This is a genomic window from Cribrihabitans neustonicus (assembly GCF_048820895.1).
Lineage (GTDB): Bacteria > Pseudomonadota > Alphaproteobacteria > Rhodobacterales > Rhodobacteraceae > Cribrihabitans_A > Cribrihabitans_A neustonicus.
Genome location: NZ_JBMERQ010000001.1, coordinates 519,725 through 539,172, shown reverse-complemented (window position 1 = coordinate 539,172; position 19,448 = coordinate 519,725). Strand labels below are relative to the sequence as shown.

Below are 19,448 nucleotides of genomic sequence, written 5' to 3'. Positions count from 1 at the left end.
CAACATCTTCAGCCCACCCGGTAATTCGGCGATTCACGGGTGATCTGCACATCATGCACGTGGCTCTCCTTGAGACCCGCGCCGGTGATCCGCACAAACTCGCAGTTCTGGCGCATCTCCTCCACGGTAGCACAGCCGGTGTAGCCCATCGCTGCGCGCAGGCCGCCTACCAGCTGGTGGATAACCGCACCGGCGCCGCCTTTGTAGGGGACCTGTCCCTCAATGCCCTCGGGCACCAGCTTGTCGCTGGCGGCATCCTTTTGGAAATAGCGGTCGGCCGAGCCGCGCGCCATCGCGCCCATCGAGCCCATGCCGCGGTAGGATTTGAACGAGCGGCCCTGGTAGAGGATCACTTCGCCAGGGGATTCATCGGTGCCCGCGATCATCGAGCCGACCATGGCGCAGGAAGCGCCAGCCGCAATCGCCTTGGCAAAATCGCCGGAAAACTTGATGCCGCCATCGGCAATGACGGGCGTGTCGCCGGCAGCAGCAGCGCAGTCCATGATTGCGGTCAGCTGCGGCACGCCCACGCCCGCCACCATGCGGGTGGTGCAGATCGAGCCCGGGCCGATACCGACCTTCACCGCATCCGCGCCCGCGTCGATCAGCGCGCGGGTTGCGTTACCGGTGGCCACATTGCCCGCGATCACTTGAACTTTGCCGTATTGGGCCTTGATCCGCTTCACTGCTTCCAGCACTCCGGCGGAATGGCCATGGGCGGTATCCACCACCACGATGTCGGCGCCCGCGGCGATCAGCCCTTCAGAGCGCTCAAAGCCGCTGTCGCCCACAGAGGTCGCCGCAGCCACCCGCAGGCGGCCCAGGTCATCCTTGCAGGCGGTCGGGTTCAGCACCGCCTGCTCGGTGTCCTTCAGCGTCAGCAGGCCGGTGAGCTTGCCATTCTTGTCGCTCACCAGCAGCTTCTCGATCCGCCGCGCCTTCATTAGCGACTTGGCCTCCTCCAGGTCCGCGGGCTCCTGCAGCATGGCGAGGTTGTTGGAGGTCATCATCACCGACACTGGGGTCTTGTCATCGGAGGCAAATCGCATGTCGCGGTTGGTGACGATGCCAACCACGCGGCCCTGTGCATCCACCACCGGGAAGCCGGTGACCCGGTATTTCTCCTGCAGCGCCTTGGCATCCGCCAGGGTCTGATCGGCGGTGAGCGTGATCGGGTTGTAGACGATGCCAGAGACGAAACGCTTCACCCGGCGCACTTCCTGCGCCTGCTCCTCAGCGGAGAGGTTCTTGTGAATGACGCCGATGCCGCCCGCCTGCGCCATCGCAATGGCCATCCGCGATTCAGTCACCGTGTCCATGGCAGAGCTGAGCAGCGGGATGTTCATCGACACCGAGCGGGTGACCCGCGTGCGGGTATCGGCGGTGCTGGGCAGCACGTCGGATGCGCCCGGTACCAGAAGAACATCATCAAAGGTGAGAGCCTCACGAATCTGCATTTGTCGTCCCCATGCATAACCCCGTTTGGCGGTGACCCTATTGCACAGATGCTGCCGGGGGGGAAGAGGCCACAGGCAAGTTTGCCCGACGCAGGGTCAGCGCGCGCACCGACTGGCCTGCACCAGCGGGAAAAATCCGCATCTCCCGGGCATGATTTTGGCCAATATGCCGCCCGCAGACGGGAAAATGCCGCGCCCCGCCTTTCGTCTGCCGCAAAAGCCCATATGCTCCGCCCAAACTGCGGAACCAAAAGGCACAGGCATGGCTGACGAACCTCTCGTTGTGTTTACCCCCTCCGGCAAACGCGGGCGCTTCCCCGTGGGCACTCCGGTGCTGACCGCCGCCCGCCAGCTTGGCGTCGATCTGGACTCGGTCTGCGGCGGCCGCGGCATCTGCTCCAAGTGCCAGGTAACGCCCTCCTACGGCGAGTTCCCCAAGCATGGCGTAACCGTGCGGGACGGCGCGCTCAGCGAATGGAACAAGGTGGAGCAACGCTACAAGGACAAGCGGGGCCTTACCGAAGGCCGCCGCCTGGGCTGCCAAGCCACGGTGCAGGGCGACATCGTGATCGACGTGCCGCCAGAAAGCCAGGTTCACCGCCAGGTCGTGCGCAAACGCGCCGAGGCCCGCGACATCGTAATGAACCCCTCCACCCGGCTGTTCTATGTCGAGGTCGAGGAGCCCGACATGCACAAGCCCTCGGGCGACATGGAGCGGCTGATCGAAGCGCTGGAAACCCAATGGGAGCTGAAGGACGTCAAAACCGACCTGCACATCCTGCACAGCCTCCAGCCCGCCTTGCGGAAGGGCGGCTGGAAAGTGACTGTCGCCGTGCATCTGGGCGACGAAAGCCACCCGCCGAAGATCATGCACATTTGGCCGGGTTTCTACGAAGGCCCGATCTACGGACTTGCGGTGGACCTCGGCTCGACCACCATCGCCGCGCATCTGTGCAATCTGCAATCGGGCGAGGTCGCCGCCTCCTCCGGCATCATGAACCCGCAGATCCGGTTTGGCGAAGACCTGATGAGCCGGGTCTCCTATTCGATGATGAACAAGGGCGGCGATCAGGAAATGACCCGCGCGGTGCGCGAGGGCATGAACGCGCTGTTTTCCCAAATCGCCGAGGAAGCGCAGATTGACAGAGCGCTGATCGTCGACGCGGTATTTGTCTGCAACCCGGTGATGCACCACCTGTTCCTTGGCATCGACCCGTTCGAGCTGGGCCAGGCGCCGTTTGCGCTGGCGACCTCCAATGCGCTGGCGCTGCGGGCGGCGGAACTGGACCTGAACATCCACCCTGCCGCGCGCGTCTACCTGCTGCCTTGCATCGCAGGCCATGTCGGCGCCGATGCCGCGGCGGTCGCGCTGTCGGAAGCGCCGGACAAGTCCGAAGATCTGGTGCTGGTGGTCGATGTGGGCACCAACGCCGAGATCCTGCTCGGCAACAAGGACAAAGTCCTCGCCTGTTCCTCCCCCACCGGACCCGCCTTCGAGGGCGCGCAGATCTCCAGTGGCCAGCGTGCCGCGCCAGGTGCGATCGAGCGGGTGGAGATCAACCCCGAGACCAAGGAGCCGCGCTTCCGGGTAATCGGCTCGGATCTGTGGTCGGATGATCCGGGCTTTGCAGAGGCCATCGCCACCACCGGCATTACCGGCATCTGCGGCTCCGGCATCATCGAGGCGATAGCCGAGATGCGGCTGGCAGGTGTGCTTGACGCCTCCGGCCTGATCGGGTCTGCCGCGCAGACCGGCTCTCCCCGCTGCATCCAGGACGGGCGCACCAATGCCTACCTGCTGTGGGACGGCTCCGCGGATGGCGGCCCCACAATCACCGTGACCAACCCGGACATCCGGGCGATCCAGATGGCCAAGGCCGCCCTCTACTCCGGTGCGCGGCTTTTGATGGACAAGTTCGGCGCCGACACGGTGGACCGGGTGGTTCTGGCCGGGGCCTTTGGCGCGCATATCTCGGCCAAACACGCGATGGTGCTGGGCATGATCCCCGATTGCCCGCTGGAGAAGGTCACCTCGGCCGGCAACGCGGCTGGCACCGGGGCCCGCATCGCGCTCCTGAACACCGACGCCCGGCGTGAGATCGAGGAAACGGTGCGCAACATCGTGAAGATCGAAACCGCGGTCGAGCCGCGCTTCCAGGAGCATTTCGTGAATGCCTCGGCCATTCCCAACTCGGCCGAGCCCTTCCCGATCCTCGAAAGCGTTGTCACCCTGCCCGACGTCAGTTTTAACACTGGCGGCGAAGCCGATGGCGGCGGCCGCAGACGCCGGCGGCGCGGCTGAGAGCCTGGAGCAAGACCGGTGCGCGCCAGTTCAGGGCGCGCGCTAGCGGCTGTGGGAGCGCCATTCGCAGCGGTCGAAATCGGCGTAACGGATCAGCCTTTCGCTTTGTCCCATCGGGGTGAGCCGCGAACAGCCCTCCAGGTGCTGCGCATTCTCAAATACCGACACCACGGCCCGCGCTCCCGGCTCGCCCCCCGCCGCACAGAGTTGCCCGCCCGGCGCTAAATTGCCAGACTCCCGGCTGCCATCCGCCGCTTCGGCAACAAAGAAGTGGCTCTTGCCGGACGCGTTTTCGATACAGACGCGGGCCTCCGCCCCGGCAGAAACCTGAGGCGCCAGAGCGGCAGCAAGGAAAAAGATTCGCTTCAGCAATTTGTGACTCCCTTTGGTTTGACCCAGCATCCTGCGGCCCGCCCTGCCCCGTCCAGTCACGCTTGCGCACAGGCAGGTGAAACCGGGCGCGCCGGTCTTGGGCCGGACCGGCCAGCGGCGTTAGGATGATCCGAGGGGCTCACTGGGAGGATTGGAGATGAAACACTTTGCTATCGCCGCAGCGCTGGCCATGGCGGCCGCCAGTCCGGCCGCCGCCCAGGAGGCGGCTTTTGGTACCGACGCCGATGCTGATTACGCCGCCGAGCTGTGGCGCGTGATGACCGAACTGAACCTGGCAGGAGAAGGTATGCTGCGCAGCTTCCCTTACGACGGGGTGGCGCCGCACGGAATGATGCTGGAAACCTTTTACACCACCGCCAGCCTGAACGGACACACCGGCGACCTGGTCATCAAGCGCAACTACGGCCCCGAAGGCGTGGAGGCGAGCCAGGTTTTGGCCGACCCGGCGACGCACCTTGCTGCGGTGACGGTGATGTTCCGCCGCGAAGCGGGTTATGACCCGGACAATCAGGACTGGTTCTGGGCCAAGTACCTCCCCGACGGATCAATCGACAAGAACCCCGCTGGCATGCGGCTTGCCGGCCGGGTGGCGAAGGGCATGGATGCCGGCTGCATTGCCTGCCACTCCGGCGAAGATGACTATTTGTTCACCACTGACCACCTGTCCCGGTGATACTCCAACCGGGCAGGAGGCATAGCGCCTCCGAAGAAACAGCGGCCTGCGGGCCGCTGTTGTTTGTGCATTTTCGCCGTTGACCCGCCCCGGCGATTTGGCTACCTCAGCAGGTACAGGCGGGTATGATGTAATGGTAGCCTGTCAGCTTCCCAAGCTGAACGCGCGGGTTCGATTCCCGCTACCCGCTCCACCTTCCCACTTCCGTTTTTTTGTCGCGAACGACCGACTGCTCTAGCGAGCATTCGAGACATTTTTTGCTTCTCGTGAATATGCCGCTGCGATAGAAGAGTGCCTTTGTTATGCAAGTTCCAATTGTTTCCATTCAGTTCAACAAAACGGAAATATCCAATGAAGAATACTGTCCCTGGGATTCTTGCCGCCGCCGTTGCACTGGCGGGCTGCGCTCAAAATCCGGACAAAATCGCCGCCAGCTATGTCAGCCCCTCCTCCTACCAAGGACGATCTTGTGCCCAGCTTATGGCGGAGCGGAACGAAATCGTTTCCCGGCTTAACCTGTTGAACGCGGAACAGAAGCAGGCCGCCACCAATGACGCTATTGCTACCGGCGTGGCGCTTGTGCTTTTCTGGCCCGCTGCATTTGCGCTCGCGGCTACCAAAGACCACGCCACCGCACTCTCGGCTGCGAAGGGCAACTATGACGCTATTACCGCGCAGATGACCCAGAAAGGCTGTGATATGCCCGCTCCGCACCTGGAAACTGCCTGACATACAACCGCTCGATACGGCCGCTGGGCGGAGTATTCAAAGGCTCCGCCCGGTTGGCAGTTCCCAAGGCGCACATTCGACGCTGAACGCCCTCTCCCGATTCATGCTATACTTGCGGATCGGACCCGCACCTTGGCGGGCCGTATTTCTGGAGGGGGAAATTTCATGAACCGCAGATATCTCACCGCCGCCGCAATTTCCACATGTGCCGCAGTCGCCGCTCCGGCTGGTGCAGAGACAACCTGGGATCAGCCGGGCAAAGGCATGGGGATCAGCAGCAGCACGGTGACCGAGATCGCCGAGAGCCACATGGTGATGCAGATCCGCTCCGATTACGAAAGCGTCGAAATGGGGGACGAATCCCATCCGATGCAGGGCGCAGCCGGCCCCTGCTTCGGCGCGGTGGAGATCGCCTCGGGCGCGGCAGATGGCAACGGCATCTGCGCCTTCACCGACAATGCGGGCGATACAGTAGTGCTGCATTGGACCGCCAAGGCGATGGACGAGACCGGCGCTCTTACCGGCGATTGGGAAGTTAGCGGCGGTACCGGCAAATGGCAGGAGGCCAAGGGCGGCGGCGAATTTTCCTCGCTGACCGACCCGGAGAGCGGCCAGTTCGTCAATACGTTCACCAGCAACGTCACGGTGCCCTGAGTGCATACGGCCCGGCCTGCGTAAGGACCGGGCCGCCCTTTGCAAAATCGCACCTAACCAGGCATCCGCCAGCCCTCGCCTTTGCAGGAATAGCTTTACAAAAATGCGTCTCCGGCAGTCTCAGCCTGCTTCCCGCACATAGGCGATCAACTGGCGGGTGGAGCCATCCTTCTCCTCCGCGCCGGTTTCGCCTGCAAGCAGTGGCGCGAGGGTGTTCGCCAGTTCCTTGCCCAGCTCCACGCCCCACTGGTCAAAGGAGTTGATACCGAGGATCACACCTTCGACAAACACCCGGTGCTCATACAGCGCGATTATCTGGCCCAGCACATATGGCGTAAGCTGCGGGAAGAGCAGCGTGGTCGAGGGCCGGTTGCCGGGGAAAACGCGGTGCCGCGCCTGGCGCTCCAGTTCAGCCCCCTCGAACCCCTTGGACCGCATCAACCCCCGCGCCTCCTCCAGGCCGCGGCCGCGCATCAGCGCTTCTGATTGAGCCAGGCAATTTGCCGCGAGCAGCCTATGGTGCTCTGCCAGCTCCGCCTCATGGCCGCGCGCCGCCACCAGAAACTCGGCCGGGATCACGCTGGTACCCTGGTGGATCAGCTGATAGAAGGCATGCTGCCCATTGGTTCCGGGCTCACCCCACACCACGGGGCCGCTCTCATACTCCAGCGCCGAGCCATCCATCGCCACCGACTTGCCGTTGGACTCCATCTCCAGCTGCTGCAGGTAGGCAGGCAGCCGCTGCAGGCGCTGGCTGTAAGGCAGCACCGCGCGGGTGGCATGACCGCAGACCTGCCGATGCCAGATTCCGGTGAGTGCCAGCATCACCGGCATGTTCTCCTGCCAGGGCGCGGTGCGGAAATGCTCGTCCATCGCCCGCCCGCCGTCGAGGAAGGCGCGGAAATCCTCCGGCCCGATGGCCAGCATCAGGCTCAGCCCGATCGGCCCCCAGACCGAGTAGCGCCCGCCGACCCAGTCCTCGAACCCGAAGACATGCTCGGGCGGGATGCCGAAGGCGCTTGTCTCGTCCTCAGCGGTGGAAAGCGCGAGAAACTGCGCGGCCGGATCACCGCCTCCCGCCTCCATCCAGCGGCGCGCGGTCCTGGCGTTGGTCATGGTTTCGATCGTGGTGAAGGTCTTGGAGGCGACGATCACCAATGTCCGTTTCGGATCAAGCTGTTGCAGCGTGTCATGAATGTGGGCGCCATCGACATTGGAGACAAAATGGCAGCGGGGCCCGTCGTGATAGGGCGCGAGCGCCAAGGTCGCCATCACGGGGCCCAGATCCGAACCGCCGATGCCGATATTGACCACATCAGTGAAGGCTCCGCCCGGCCCCGCCATCACTCCGCTGCGCACCCGGCGCGCGAGGTCCTCCATCCGCGTGAGCGTCGCCTTGAGCGGCGCGCGCACGTCGCGGCCATCCACCTCCAGCGGCAGGCCGTCGGGGTCGCGCAGCGCCGTGTGCAAGACCGCGCGCTGCTCAGTTTCGTTAATCTTCCTGCCTTCGAACATCGCAGCGCGCCGTTCCGCCACCCCGCGCGTCTCGCACAGCTCAATCAGCGCCGCACGCACCTCCGCGGTGATCGCGGTCTTGGAGTAGTCGAACAGCATGCCGTCAGCGCGCAGGCTGAAGCCTTCCGCACGCAGCGGATCGTCCTGGAACAAAGTTTCGATCCGGTGGTTCTGCAGCCCGGCATGAAGCGACTTCAACTTCTCAAACATTCGCCTTTTCCTGTCTCAAGGAGCCCAATGAACGGTAACCTCGGAAAGAACCGCCTGAATCGGCGCCTCCTCCGGCGGCAGTGTGGCAGCGCGTTCCAGCGCTTCGCGTTTAGCGTCGCCATAGATCACCAGATGTTTGGCAATCGCCGCATCCAGGACCGGCGCGCTTAGGCTGATGCGCGCTTCCGGCTGGCTGTCAGGCCGCATCACAACCAAGGGCGGCGCATCGGCAGCCAGCGCCTCGGCCAGCCCGGCAACGCCGGGGAACAGTGAGGCGGTATGCATGTCCTCACCCATGCCCAAAAGCAGCACCGACAGCGGCAACTCGGGCATAACCGCGCTTTCCAGCTCCGCCAGCGCCGCTTCCGGTTCCTTGCCCTCAATATAGAAAGGCACAAAGCGGGCAGCGGCGGCGCGATGGGACAACAGCCGCTCGCGGATCAGCCGCATGTTGGAGCGCTCATGCTCCGGCGGGACCCAGCGTTCATCCGTCGCCATCACCCGCACCCGGTCCCATTCGATATCCGCTGCGCACAAATCGTCAAAGATGGGCCCCGGCGTGGTGCCGCCCGCCACTGCAAAGGAAGCGCTGTCGTGATGCAGCAGATGCGTCTTCAGATCGCCTGCGATTTCATTGGCAACCTCGATCGCCAGCATATCCCGATCCGGGTATTCGTTAACATTCATGGGTTGATTCCCCTCCACTCCCGGCCATCCCGTCGCATCAGCAGATTGGCGTCGTCCGGGCCGGTGGTACCGCTATCATAAGGTTTAGGCACATCGCCGCGGGACTTCCACCCCGCAATTACCGGATCGGTCCAGGCCCAGGCGGCTTCGACCTCGTCACCCCGCATGAAGAGGGTCTGATTGCCGCGCACCACATCCATGATCAGCCGCTCGTAGGCATCCGGGGGCGTCCCGCTTTCCGGCCCGAGCGCCTTGGCAAAGCTCATGTCCAGCGGCACGTCGATGAGCCGCATGCCACCGGGTCCCGGCTCCTTGATGGTGACACTAAGTGTAATACCTTCATTCGGTTGCAAGCGAATCTTCAAGTGGTTGGCGTGGCGTCCGGCCTCCGCCCCGAAGATTGAATGCGGCGCGTCCTTGAACATCACGTTGATGACGGAAGACCGGTTCACCAGCCGCTTGCCGGTGCGCAGGTAAAACGGTGTGCCCGCCCACCGCCAGTTGCTGATGTGCGCTTTTAGCGCAGCATAGCTTTCGGTCGTGCTGCGCGGATTGCCGACCAACCCGCGGTAGGACGGGTGCGGGTCCTCCGGATCCAGCCGCGCCTGGTACTGGCCCCGCACAATGTGGTGTGGCTCCACCGGATCGAGCGCGCGGATCACCTTCAGCTTTTCGTCACGCACCGCATCCGGGTCGAACTTGGCGGGAGGCTCCATCGCAATGAGGCAGAGCAGCTGCATCAGGTGGTTCTGCATCATGTCGCGCATGGCGCCGGCGCGCTCGTAATACTCCTCGCGCCCCTCGACGCCGACGGTCTCGGCCACGGTGATCTGGATGTGGTCGACATACTGGCTGTTCCACAAAGGCTCGAACAGCATGTTGCCAAAGCGCACGGCCATCAGGTTTTGTACCGTCTCTTTGCCGAGGTAGTGGTCGATCCGGTAGATCTGGCTTTCCTGGAAATGGCTGGCCAGGGTGCGGTTAAGCGCCCGGGCGGTCTCCAGGTCATGTCCGAAAGGCTTCTCCACCACGATGCGCGCATCGGCATGGGTGAGCCCATGTCCATGCAGCCGCTCCGCCAGCGGCGCAAACAGGCTGGGACCGACCGAGAAGTAGAACAGCCGCACCTGGGCGGCTCCGGGCAGGCGCAAGAGCGCACCGAGCGACTCCCAGCCCTCTTCACCCAGGGCGTCGAGCGCTACATAGCTCACCTGCTGCAGAAATGCCTCCACCACCGCGCCGGAAGCTTCGCCGCCACCGTATTGGTGCAGTGCTTCCGCGACCAGGGCCCGGTATTGCGGGGTATCCATATCCGAGCGCGCCGCGCCGACAATGCGTGCACCCCTTGGCAGCTGGCCCGCACAATGGCGGCGGAACAGCGCTGGAAGGATCTTTCGCCGGGCCAGATCGCCCGTGCCGCCAAAGATCACCAGATCAAACGGGTCGACCGGTATCACACGCGAAACCATGTGGCTTTTATCCCCTTCTTTTCCTGCTGGGGGCCGGCTCAGGGGCCACGTGCCGCGGCTTCACATCCCTGTCATGTGCCTGTCCGGCTGCTTTCATTTCCCTTCCAGTATAAGCTAGCTTGCCGCGAAAGGAACCGCCCCAAAAGGACATCCGCATGAAAGACCTTCAGAAATCCGTCGCAAACGCCGGGAAATTCCAGCACCCGAAAGTGACGGCAGATGGTCAGCCGCGTGCCCTTGTGCCGCTCACCCATCCGGAGACCCTTTGGTTCAATACCGGCACGCTGTGCAACATCGAGTGCAGCAACTGCTATATCCTGAGTTCGCCCACAAATGACGCGCTGGTCTATCTGACCGCCGCCGAGGTCGAGGACTACCTGGACCAGATTGCGGCGCGCAATTGGCCGGTGCGCGAAATCGGCTTCACCGGCGGCGAGCCCTTCATGAACCCCGAAATGAACGCGATGGCCGGGGCGGCGCTGGCACGCGGCTATGAGGTGCTGATTCTCACCAACGCGATGCGGCCGATGATGCGCCCGGCGGTGCGCGAAGGTTTGCGGGCCCTGTGCGAGACTTACAGCCAAAAGCTCACTCTGAGGGTCTCGGTCGACCACCACAGCGCGAGGCTGCACGACGCCGAGCGCGGCGCGGGCAGTTTTGAAAAGACGCTGGAGGGCATGCGCTGGCTGCGGGACGCGGGCTTCCGCATGGCGGTGGCGGGCCGCACCGTCTGGGGCGAAAGTGAGGCGGAGGCACGCGCGGGCTACGCGGCGCTGTTCGAGCGCGAGGGTTTTGCCATCGACGCCGCCGACCCCGGCCAGACGGTGCTGTTTCCAGAAATGGACGAAAGCGTCGAGGTGCCGGAAATCACCACCGCATGCTGGGACATCCTGGGCAAGCGGCCGGACAGCGTGATGTGCGCCTCCTCACGGATGGTGGTGAAGCGCAAGGGCGCTGCGCGGCCGGCGGTACTGGCATGCACCCTGCTGCCTTATGCGCCGGAGTTCGAAATGGGCGAAACTCTGGAGCAGGCCGAGCGGCCGGTGCCGCTGAACCATCCCCATTGCGCCAAGTTCTGCGTCCTCGGCGGGGCAAGCTGTTCGGCCTGAGGCCCGCCGGGATCCGTGCCGCCGGGGCCCGGGCCGTGCCGGGCGCCGCTTTGGTCAGTGGATCTGGAATTCCCCAACCACGTTGCGCCATTCGCCTGGGCCGATCATCTTGCGGTGGTTGAAGCGCACCGAATGCAACGGGCCCTCGATCTCGCGCTGCCAGAACTCGATGAACTTGAACAGCCGCGGATGATCCGGCGCCAGATCGTAATCCTGCCACAGGAACGTGTTCAGGACATGGGTGTGATCGGGCATGTGATAGGTGAATTCGGCTATCGTCAGCCCGTATCCCTTGAGCATCAGCTCGGTCTCGGTGGTCTCCATTCTTAAGCCTCCAAAAACTACCCCCTCATCCTCATCCTAGAGCGTATTTTGTTAATTTCTGCAAAAACAGAGTGTTATCTCTTCGTGAACGGGCTGTTTCCGGCCCCAGGGGCTGTCAGCTTGCGCCCCATATGCAGTATCTGATAGGGTACGGACACAAGATATAGACCCAAAAGAAAGAGCGGGCAGCCAACGTGAGCGATACGCCGGAAACTCCTGAAAACACGGACGAAAATCTGCCGGAACGGCCAGCATACCACGGCCCCACGGTGTCCATCGAGGCCGAGATGCGCACGTCCTATCTGGACTATGCGATGTCGGTCATCGTCAGCCGCGCCATCCCCGATCTGCGGGACGGGCTGAAACCGGTGCACCGGCGCATCCTCTATGCGATGCACGAATCCGGCAACACCCACGACAAGGCTTACCGAAAGTCGGCGCGCCCGGTCGGCGACGTGATGGGTAAATACCACCCGCACGGCGACTCGGCGATTTATGACGCGCTGGTGCGCATGGCGCAGGACTTCTCGATGTCGCTGCCGCTGCTGGATGGCCAGGGCAACTTCGGCTCGATGGACGGCGACAACCCGGCCGCCATGCGGTACACCGAGGTACGCATGGACAAGCCCGCCGCGGCGCTGCTGGCGGATATCGAGAAAGAGACCGTTGATTTCCAGGACAACTATGACGGCAAGGACCGCGAGCCGACAGTACTGCCGGCCCGTTTCCCCAACATGCTTGTCAACGGCGCGGGCGGCATTGCCGTGGGTATGGCAACCAACATACCGCCGCACAACCTCGGCGAAGTGGTGGATGCCACCCTCGCGCTGATCGAGGACCCGGATCTGACCAGCGAACAGCTGATCGACTACATTCCCGGCCCGGACTTTCCGACCGGCGCGGTGATGCTGGGCCGCTCTGGCGCCCGCAAGGCCTATCTCGAAGGCCGCGGCAGCGTGATCATCCGCGCAAAGACCCGTGTTGAGGAGATCAGGAAAGACCGCTATGCCATTGTCGTGGATGAGATTCCCTATCAGGTGAACAAAGCCGCGATGATCGAAAAGATCGCCGAGCAGGTCCGCGAAAAGAAGATCGAAGGCGTCAGCCACGTTCAGGACGAATCCGACCGCAACGGCGTGCGGGTAGTGGTCGAGCTGAAGCGCGATGCAACGCCCGAGGTGGTGCTGAACCAGCTTTACCGCTTCACCCCGATGCAGACGTACTTCGGCTGCAACATGCTGGCGCTGAACGGCGGCCGGCCGGAGCAGCTGACCCTGCGCCGCTTCCTGACTTCCTTCATCGACTTCCGCGAGGACGTGGTGGCGCGCCGCACCGCCCATCTTCTGCGCAAGGCGCGCGAGCGCAGCCATGTGCTCTGCGGCCTGGCGGTGGCGGTCACCAATATCGACGAGATTGTCACAACCATCCGCCAGTCCACTGACGCGGCGGAGGCACGTGAAAAGCTGATGACCCGGCGCTGGCCGGCCCAGCCGATCCTTGAATATATCGCGCTGATCGATGACCCGACCCATACCGCCAATGACGACGGGACGTACAACCTGTCGGAAACCCAGGCCCGCGCCATTCTCGAGCTGCGCCTGCAGCGCCTGACCCAGATCGGCGTCAAGGAAGTCACCGACGAGCTGGAAGAACTGGCGGGCAAGATCAAGGAATACCTCGAGATTCTTTCCTCGCGCGAGCGCATCATGGGGATCATCTCGGACGAGCTGCGCGAGGTGCGCGACAATTTTGCGGTGCCGCGCCGCACCGAGATCGTCGACTGGTCCGGCGACATGGAAGACGAGGACCTGATCGAGCGTGAGGACATGGTGGTGACCGTGACCTCCGGCGGCTACATCAAGCGCACGCCGCTGGCCGATTTCCGTTCGCAGAAACGCGGCGGCAAGGGTCTCAGCGGCATGCAGACCAAAGAAGAGGATGTGGTGACCACGCTGTTTGTGGCCAATACGCATACCCAGCTGCTGTTCTTCACTACCGATGGCATGGTCTACAAGCTGAAGACCTGGCGCCTGCCGCAGTCTGGCCGCACCGGAAAGGGCAAGGCCATCGTCAACATCCTGCCGATCCCGCCGGGAGTGTCGATCGCCGCCATCATGCCGGTCGATGTACCGGACGAGGAATGGGAAAACCTGCAGGTAGTCTTTGCCACCAGCGCGGGCGACGTGCGCCGCAACCGGCTGTCCGACTTCACCAATGTCCGCCGCAACGGCAAGATCGCGATGAAGCTGCCCGAGGACGGGTCTGTTCAACTGGTGAACGTGCGGATCTGCTCGGAAGACGACGACGTGATGCTGTTCACCAATTCGGGTCGCGCGATCCGCTTCCGCTCCACTGACGTGCGCGTGTTCAACTCCCGCGAGTCGACCGGTGTGCGCGGCATCAGGCTCAGCGGCGACGACCGGGTGGTGTCGATGTCGGTGATCCGCCATTCGAAGTACACCCCGGAACAGCGCTCCGCCTACCTCAAGATGCGCCGCGCCATGGCCGGCCTGACCGACGATGCCGAAACCTCGGACGAGGATGCGGTCGCCGATCCGAACTTCTCAACCGAGCTCTATGCGGAGATGTCGGCGGCGGAGAACCTGATCCTGACCATCACCGCCGGCGGTTCCGGCAAGCTGTCCTCCAGCCACGACTACCCGGTGCGCGGCCGCGGCGGCATGGGCGTTACCGCAATGGACAAGGCGATGCGCGGCGGCGAGATCGTCGCTTCCTTCCCGGTGGAACTGGACGACCAGATAATGCTGGCCACCTCAAAGGGCCAGTCGATCCGGGTTCCGGTTGACGGCATCTCCTTCCGCTCGCGCTCGGCCGGCGGAGTGCGGGTGTTCAACACCGGCAAGGGCGAGGAGGTCGTCTCGGTCGCCTGGATCGCCGAAAACGGGGATGAGGAGGAGCAGGCGGAATAATAGCCCTCTTCCGCTGCAAAATCCCGACGCCGCCCTGTCACGGGGCGGCGTTTTGCGTTTAACCCTTCCCTAAGGCATTTCGGCCACTCTACCCGAAAGTGTATCTTTTGCGGCGGGCCGTCTCATGAACCTTTATCACTGCTCCATCGACCTGCATCACGAAGCCAAGGCGCTAAGCTTTGCCAGCGCGGTGGACCAATGGATGGGCTATCTGAAGGAGCGCGGCGTGGTGCAGTGCTGGCGGCTTTTGCGGCGCAAGCTGAACCTCGCCGGGGACAATTGCCGCGATTTCCTTCTGGAAATCGAGTTCCGCGACATGACCCAGCTGGACCAGGCCTTCCGCGTGCTGGGCGAACATGACGAGGAGGTGGAGCGGCTCTACTCCAATGTCTCTGCCCTGATTGCGCGGGCAGAGTTCGGTCTTTACCGCCCCTTCCCCGATCCGGAGCGGGCGGAGCGTATGGCGCTGATCTGAGCGATCCCGGTACGGGTTTCAGAACAGGGTCGGCGACAAGACGAAGCTTGCAAAGATCAGATAGGCAACGGCGGTATGCATCGGTGCGGTCTCCTGCTCACCTTCAGTGAGGCTGGAAGCATGCGCCCGAAATAAGGCAATTTCGGGGCAGCGCAGCCGCCCCAGCCCCGTTGACGGAACCCCGCCCCCCGCGCCGCCTGCCGGAGCAGCGGCCGGTACCGGAAACACAACCGGCACCGGCGCCGGGATCAAAGCCCGTAAATCCGGGTGAACTTATCTTCGAGGTAACTCAGCAGCGGGCCGGGCGCGGGGTCCATACCGGCGGCATGGGCGATTGTCTCGCGCGGGGCGCGCAGGCTGCCGTACTGCTGCAGGTTTTCCCGCAGCCAGGTGGTCGCGGCGCTGGTATCGCCCACCGCCAGCTGCACATCCAGCCCCGGCAGATCACGCTGCAGCGCCTGATAAAGGCAGCCGGCATAGACGTTGCCAAGCGCATAGGTCGGGAAATAGCCAAACAGGCCCACCGACCAATGCACATCCTGCAAGCAGCCGTTCGAGGGCTTGTCGACCTTATAGCCGAAATCGCTCTCAAAGCGGTCGTTCCACGCGGCTTCCAGATCCCAGACATCCAGATCGCCCGACATCAATGCACGCTCCAGATCGAAACGCAGCATGATGTGCAGGTTGTACTGCAGCTCGTCCGCCTCGGTCCGGATGTAGCCCTGGTGCACGGTGTTGACCGCCGCGTAGAAGGCCTCCGCATCCGCCACGCCGAAATCGCCAAAGGCGGCGCGCATTTCCTCGAACAGCCACCCGGTGAAGGCGCGGCCGCGGCCAAGCTGGTTTTCGTAGATCCGGCTCTGGCTTTCATGCACGCCCATCGACACACCCCGGCCCAGCGGCGTCAGCAGGAAGCCGCGGCTGATGTTCTGCTCGTAGGCCGCGTGGCCGACCTCGTGGATGGTCGAGTAGAAGCAGTTGAACGGATCGATTTCGCTGGTGCGCGTGGTGATGCGCACATCCAGCCCGGAGCCCGAACTGAACGGGTGCACCGCCTTGTCGACACGGCCGTGGTGCATGTCGTATCCAAAGGCCGTGGCCAGCTTGCGGGTCAGCTCCATCTGCGCAGCTTCGGCGAAGGTTCCCTCCAGCCCCTTGGGCGCGGGTTTCTCCAGCACTCTTCCGCGCAGTTCCACCAGCTTGGGGCGCATGGCATCGAAGATCGCGGCAATCTCCGCGGAGGTGGTGCCGGGCTCGTAATCTTCGACCATCGCGTCATAGACGTGGCCGCCCGCGGCCAGCGCCTGGCCCTCCTCGCGTTTCAGCGCCACGACCTCTTCCAGTACCGGCAGGAAGGCGGGCACGTCGTCGTCGGCGCGCGCCTGGGCCCATTTTCCCTGCGCCTCCGAGGTGACCTGCGCAATCTTCTTGGCAAGATCGCCGGGTACTTTCACCGCGCGTTCATAGGCACGGCGGATCTCGCGCAGCTGCGCCTTGCCTGCGTCATCGGGGGCCTCGGCCTGCTCCAGCCACTCGGCGATGCGGGGGTCCGAGCGGCGGGCGTGCAGCACGGATTCGATTGCCGCCATCTCCTCACCCCGCTGCGGCGCCGCGCCGCGCGGCATCACGGTTTCCTGGTCCCAGCCAAGGCGGCCCGCGATCTGCCCCAGCGCCTGGGTGTCGCGCTCAAACGCCATCAGGTCATCAAATGCGTTCATGTCTCAATGGTCCTTGATCAAGGTTGCAACCGGATAGGCGGCGAGGAAACGGGCGCGCAGGATCAGCACCCAGACCAGCACCGCCACCAGCTGATGGGTGATGGCCGCATGCAGCGGCGCGGCATAAAGCACGGTGACGATGCCCAGCACCACCTGCACCGACAGGGCCGCAAAGGCAATACTGAAGGCAAAGCGCGTGCGCGCATGGGCGCTGCGGCGGCCGCGCAGCCAGGCCACAACGGCAAAGGCAAACAGAAGGTAACCTGCGACCCGGTGGATGAACTGCACCAGCCCCGGGTTTTCAAAGAAGTTTCTCCACACCGGCTCGATCATGAAAGGGTTCGGCGGCATCACCTGGCCGCCCATCAGCGGCCAGTCGGTGTAGGACCGGCCTGCGTCAATGCCCGCTACCAGCGCGCCCAGAAGAATCTGCAGAAACGCAAAATGCATCAGCCCGGTGCCAAGGCCGAACAGCTTGGCCTCCTTGGCGCGGCGGGCCTGCAACAGCTCGCGCTCGCTGCGGCCGAGGAGCAGGATGTACCAGGCCAGGAAGCCTAGGATCACGAAGGCAAGCCCCAGATGCACCGCAAGGCGGTAGGAAGCCACAGCCGTCATCCCCTCGCCCTGGGTGACGCCGGAGGCCACCATCCACCAGCCGATTGCGCCTTGCACACCGCCCAGCACGCCCGGCAGCAGCAGCCGCCCGGTCCAGCCCGCGGGGATCTTGCGCGCGACGAGGAAGCCGAGGAAGCCGAGCGCCCAAACCAGGCCGATCACGCGGCCCAGCTGCCGGTGCCCCCACTCCCACCAGTAGATTTCCTTGAAATCGGACAATTCCATCCACTGGTTCTGGATGCGCCACTGATCGATCTGCTTGTATTTGCTGAACTCCGCCTGCCACTCGGCCTCCGACATTGGCGGGATCGCCCCGGTGACGGGCCGCCATTCGGTGATCGACAGGCCGGAGTCGGTGAGCCGGGTCAGCCCGCCGACCACGATCATCGCAACCACCAGTGCAAACAGCAGCATCAGCCAGACCCGGATCGCCCTGCGCGCGCCGCCGCGGCCGCGGTCGATCACGCCGGTTTGTGCTGCGGGGGCGTCGGACTTTTCGCCCTCGACCTCTTCGAAAATGCTGCGTTTGCTCATGCTTGCCTCATCGTCTGTTGCTGCCAAAGCTAGGTCCGGTGCCGGGGAAGGTCCAGCGGCCCTAGTCCTGGCGGTCCTTCCAGCGGACCATCTGCCGCAGGATCCCGTGCAGCATCTGCACATCTGACCGGGTCATCCGCATGCGGCTCCAGAGGTTGCGCAGGTTCACCTTCATGCCCTCGGCCTTCTCCGGCGGGAAGAAGAACCCGGCCTCCTCAAGCCGCTCCTCGTAGTGTTCCACCAGCTTCTCGACCTCAATGCCGGTGGCCCAGTCGCCCTTGCGGCCGAGGTCAGTGGTCTCATGCACCACCTCGCCGGACTGGCGCATCCACTCATAGGCGGTGAGCAGCACGCATTGGCCGAGGTTGAGCGAGGCGTAAAGCGGGTTCACCGGGACAGAGATGATGGCGTTGGCCTTGGCGATATCCTCGTTCTCCAGCCCTGCGCGTTCGGGCCCGAACAGCACCGCGACCTTCTCGCCCGCGGCGATTTTCCCGGCTGCGATCTGCATCGCGCGCTCGGGGCTGTAGACCGGTTTGGTCAGCCCGCGCTGGCGTGCGGTGGTGGCAAAGACATAGGTGCAATCCCCCAGCGCCTCCGGCAGATCGGCGCAGAGCTGCGCCTCGTCCAGGAGCCGCCCCGCGCCCGAGGACATAGCCACCGCCTTGGGGTTCGGCCAGCCGTCCCGCGGCGCCACGATGCGCATCCGGTCCAGCCCGAAGTTCCACATCGCCCGGGCGGCGGCACCGATATTCTCACCCATCTGCGGGCGCACAAGGACAAAGGCGGGCTGAGGGGTGCCGGTGGGCATCTGGGTCTCCGGGTGCTCTGAAATAGATCCGCCTTGCTGTAATCCCGGCAGCGGCGGGGGGCAAGGTCTTGCGCCCTTGTTCTGCCCGGGATCGGCGTGTGCGGTCTGCGCAAATCCTTGCGTCCGGCGGCAAATCGGGTAAACACCGGCCAAACGCCCGCACACCCGCCCGGCAAAAGGACCAACGTGATGGACACCCCCGCTAACGCCCCGGAGCAGCCGCAGATCTACCTGGTGAGCCCGCCGAGCTTTGAGCTGGGCAAATTCCCGGCGCTGCTGGGCCGTGTCCTGGACGAGGTCGATATCGCCTGCGTGCGGCTTGATCTGGCCAGCCGGGACGAGGACACGCTGAGCCGCGCGGGCGATGCGCTGCGCGAAGTGACGATGCAGCGCGACGTGGCGCTGGTGATCTCCGACCACCGGATCCTGGCCGAGCGGCTGGGGCTCGACGGCGTGCATCTGACCGACGCCTCGCGCTCGGTGCGGGCGGCGCGCAAGGCGCTTGGCGCCGATGCCATCGTCGGCTCCTTCTGCGGCGCCTCGCAGCACGACGGCATGACCGCGGGCGAAGCGGGTGCGGATTACATCAGCTTTGGCCCCGTCGGCACCTCGGGACTGGGAGACGGCACCCAGGCGGAACTCGAGCTGTTCCAATGGTGGTCCGAGATGATCGAAATCCCTGTGGTGGCCGAAGGCGGCCTGACCGAGGAGCTGATGCGCCAGATCGCGCCTTTTACCGACTTCTTCGCCATCGGCGAGGAGATCTGGCACAGCGAGGACCCGCTTGCCGCGCTGAAGACCCTGAAGCGCGCAATGGGCTGAGACGGCTCAGGCTGCCCCGCC

17 protein-coding genes and 1 tRNA gene are annotated in these 19,448 nt (G+C 64.2%); 9 read left to right on the top strand and 9 right to left on the bottom strand.

Going from position 1 to position 19,448, the window contains the following annotated elements:
• Positions 1-8: 8 nt before the first annotated feature.
• Complete coding sequence (guaB, locus tag ACOHWE_RS02560; protein WP_420663879.1) at positions 9-1,457, bottom strand: IMP dehydrogenase; 1,449 nt, start codon at positions 1,455-1,457, stop codon at positions 9-11.
• A gap of 262 nt (positions 1,458-1,719) precedes the next feature.
• On the opposite strand from guaB, the gene ACOHWE_RS02555 reads away from it, so the two are divergent.
• The gene (locus tag ACOHWE_RS02555) at positions 1,720-3,759 is read left to right on the top strand and encodes an ASKHA domain-containing protein (RefSeq protein WP_420663877.1); all 2,040 of its coding nucleotides are present in this window, start codon (positions 1,720-1,722) and stop codon (positions 3,757-3,759) included.
• 42 nt (positions 3,760-3,801) lie between these two features.
• Here ACOHWE_RS02555 and ACOHWE_RS02550 read toward each other — a convergent pair whose 3' ends face one another.
• Complete coding sequence (locus tag ACOHWE_RS02550) at positions 3,802-3,930, bottom strand: hypothetical protein (protein ID WP_420663876.1); 129 nt, start codon at positions 3,928-3,930, stop codon at positions 3,802-3,804.
• 358 nt (positions 3,931-4,288) lie between these two features.
• On the opposite strand from ACOHWE_RS02550, the gene ACOHWE_RS02545 reads away from it, so the two are divergent.
• The 4 genes from ACOHWE_RS02545 to ACOHWE_RS02530 all read left to right on the top strand — a co-directional run bounded on the left by ACOHWE_RS02545 (position 4,289) and on the right by ACOHWE_RS02530 (position 6,208).
• A complete protein-coding gene (locus ACOHWE_RS02545; RefSeq protein WP_420663874.1) occupies positions 4,289-4,825 on the top strand; it encodes a hypothetical protein in 537 nt (178 codons plus the stop codon).
• A 119-nt stretch (positions 4,826-4,944) separates the two neighbouring features.
• Positions 4,945-5,018 (top strand) — tRNA-Gly (locus ACOHWE_RS02540).
• Positions 5,019-5,176: 158 nt separating this feature from the next.
• Positions 5,177-5,554, top strand: a complete 378-nt coding sequence (locus ACOHWE_RS02535; RefSeq protein WP_420663872.1) for a hypothetical protein — start codon at positions 5,177-5,179, stop codon at positions 5,552-5,554.
• Between the two features lie 165 nt (positions 5,555-5,719).
• Positions 5,720-6,208, top strand: a complete 489-nt coding sequence (locus tag ACOHWE_RS02530; RefSeq protein ID WP_420663871.1) for a hypothetical protein — start codon at positions 5,720-5,722, stop codon at positions 6,206-6,208.
• A gap of 120 nt (positions 6,209-6,328) precedes the next feature.
• On the opposite strand, the gene pgi is transcribed toward ACOHWE_RS02530, so the two are convergent.
• The 3 genes from pgi to zwf are packed head-to-tail and all read right to left on the bottom strand — an operon-like array spanning position 6,329 to position 10,089.
• A complete protein-coding gene (gene pgi, locus ACOHWE_RS02525) occupies positions 6,329-7,933 on the bottom strand; it encodes a glucose-6-phosphate isomerase (protein WP_420663869.1) in 1,605 nt (534 codons plus the stop codon).
• Positions 7,934-7,948: 15 nt separating this feature from the next.
• The gene (pgl, locus tag ACOHWE_RS02520) at positions 7,949-8,620 is read right to left on the bottom strand and encodes a 6-phosphogluconolactonase (RefSeq protein ID WP_420663867.1); all 672 of its coding nucleotides are present in this window, start codon (positions 8,618-8,620) and stop codon (positions 7,949-7,951) included.
• On the bottom strand, positions 8,617-10,089 hold the full coding sequence (gene zwf / locus ACOHWE_RS02515; protein ID WP_420663865.1) for a glucose-6-phosphate dehydrogenase: 1,473 nt from the start codon (positions 10,087-10,089) through the stop codon (positions 8,617-8,619). Before zwf ends, pgl begins: the two co-directional genes overlap by 4 nt.
• 155 nt (positions 10,090-10,244) lie before the next feature.
• On the opposite strand from zwf, the gene ACOHWE_RS02510 reads away from it, so the two are divergent.
• Positions 10,245-11,198, top strand: coding sequence for a radical SAM protein (locus tag ACOHWE_RS02510; protein ID WP_420663864.1), 954 nt, complete (start codon positions 10,245-10,247; stop codon positions 11,196-11,198).
• Between the two features lie 54 nt (positions 11,199-11,252).
• Here ACOHWE_RS02510 and ACOHWE_RS02505 read toward each other — a convergent pair whose 3' ends face one another.
• Positions 11,253-11,522, bottom strand: a complete 270-nt coding sequence (locus tag ACOHWE_RS02505) for an usg protein (RefSeq protein ID WP_420663863.1) — start codon at positions 11,520-11,522, stop codon at positions 11,253-11,255.
• A gap of 194 nt (positions 11,523-11,716) precedes the next feature.
• Here ACOHWE_RS02505 and gyrA point away from each other — a divergent pair, with 194 nt between their 5' ends.
• Together gyrA and ACOHWE_RS02495 are read left to right on the top strand one after the other, a co-directional pair.
• Positions 11,717-14,452, top strand: a complete 2,736-nt coding sequence (gyrA, locus tag ACOHWE_RS02500) for a DNA gyrase subunit A (RefSeq protein WP_420663862.1) — start codon at positions 11,717-11,719, stop codon at positions 14,450-14,452.
• A 124-nt stretch (positions 14,453-14,576) separates the two neighbouring features.
• On the top strand, positions 14,577-14,927 hold the full coding sequence (locus ACOHWE_RS02495) for a DUF6614 family protein (protein ID WP_420663861.1): 351 nt from the start codon (positions 14,577-14,579) through the stop codon (positions 14,925-14,927).
• Between the two features lie 248 nt (positions 14,928-15,175).
• On the opposite strand, the gene ACOHWE_RS02490 is transcribed toward ACOHWE_RS02495, so the two are convergent.
• The 3 genes from ACOHWE_RS02490 to ACOHWE_RS02480 form a co-directional block, all read right to left on the bottom strand.
• Complete coding sequence (locus ACOHWE_RS02490) at positions 15,176-16,645, bottom strand: carboxypeptidase M32 (protein WP_420663859.1); 1,470 nt, start codon at positions 16,643-16,645, stop codon at positions 15,176-15,178.
• Between the two features lie 3 nt (positions 16,646-16,648).
• The gene (gene ctaA / locus ACOHWE_RS02485) at positions 16,649-17,794 is read right to left on the bottom strand and encodes a heme A synthase (protein WP_420663857.1); all 1,146 of its coding nucleotides are present in this window, start codon (positions 17,792-17,794) and stop codon (positions 16,649-16,651) included.
• Between the two features lie 61 nt (positions 17,795-17,855).
• Positions 17,856-18,605: an RNA methyltransferase gene (locus ACOHWE_RS02480; protein ID WP_420663855.1), complete on the bottom strand. Its 750-nt coding sequence runs from the start codon at positions 18,603-18,605 to the stop codon at positions 17,856-17,858.
• A 189-nt stretch (positions 18,606-18,794) separates the two neighbouring features.
• Between ACOHWE_RS02480 and ACOHWE_RS02475 the strand changes: the two genes are divergently transcribed.
• On the top strand, positions 18,795-19,427 hold the full coding sequence (locus ACOHWE_RS02475; RefSeq protein WP_420663854.1) for a thiamine phosphate synthase: 633 nt from the start codon (positions 18,795-18,797) through the stop codon (positions 19,425-19,427).
• The last annotated feature ends 21 nt before the right edge of the window (positions 19,428-19,448 follow it).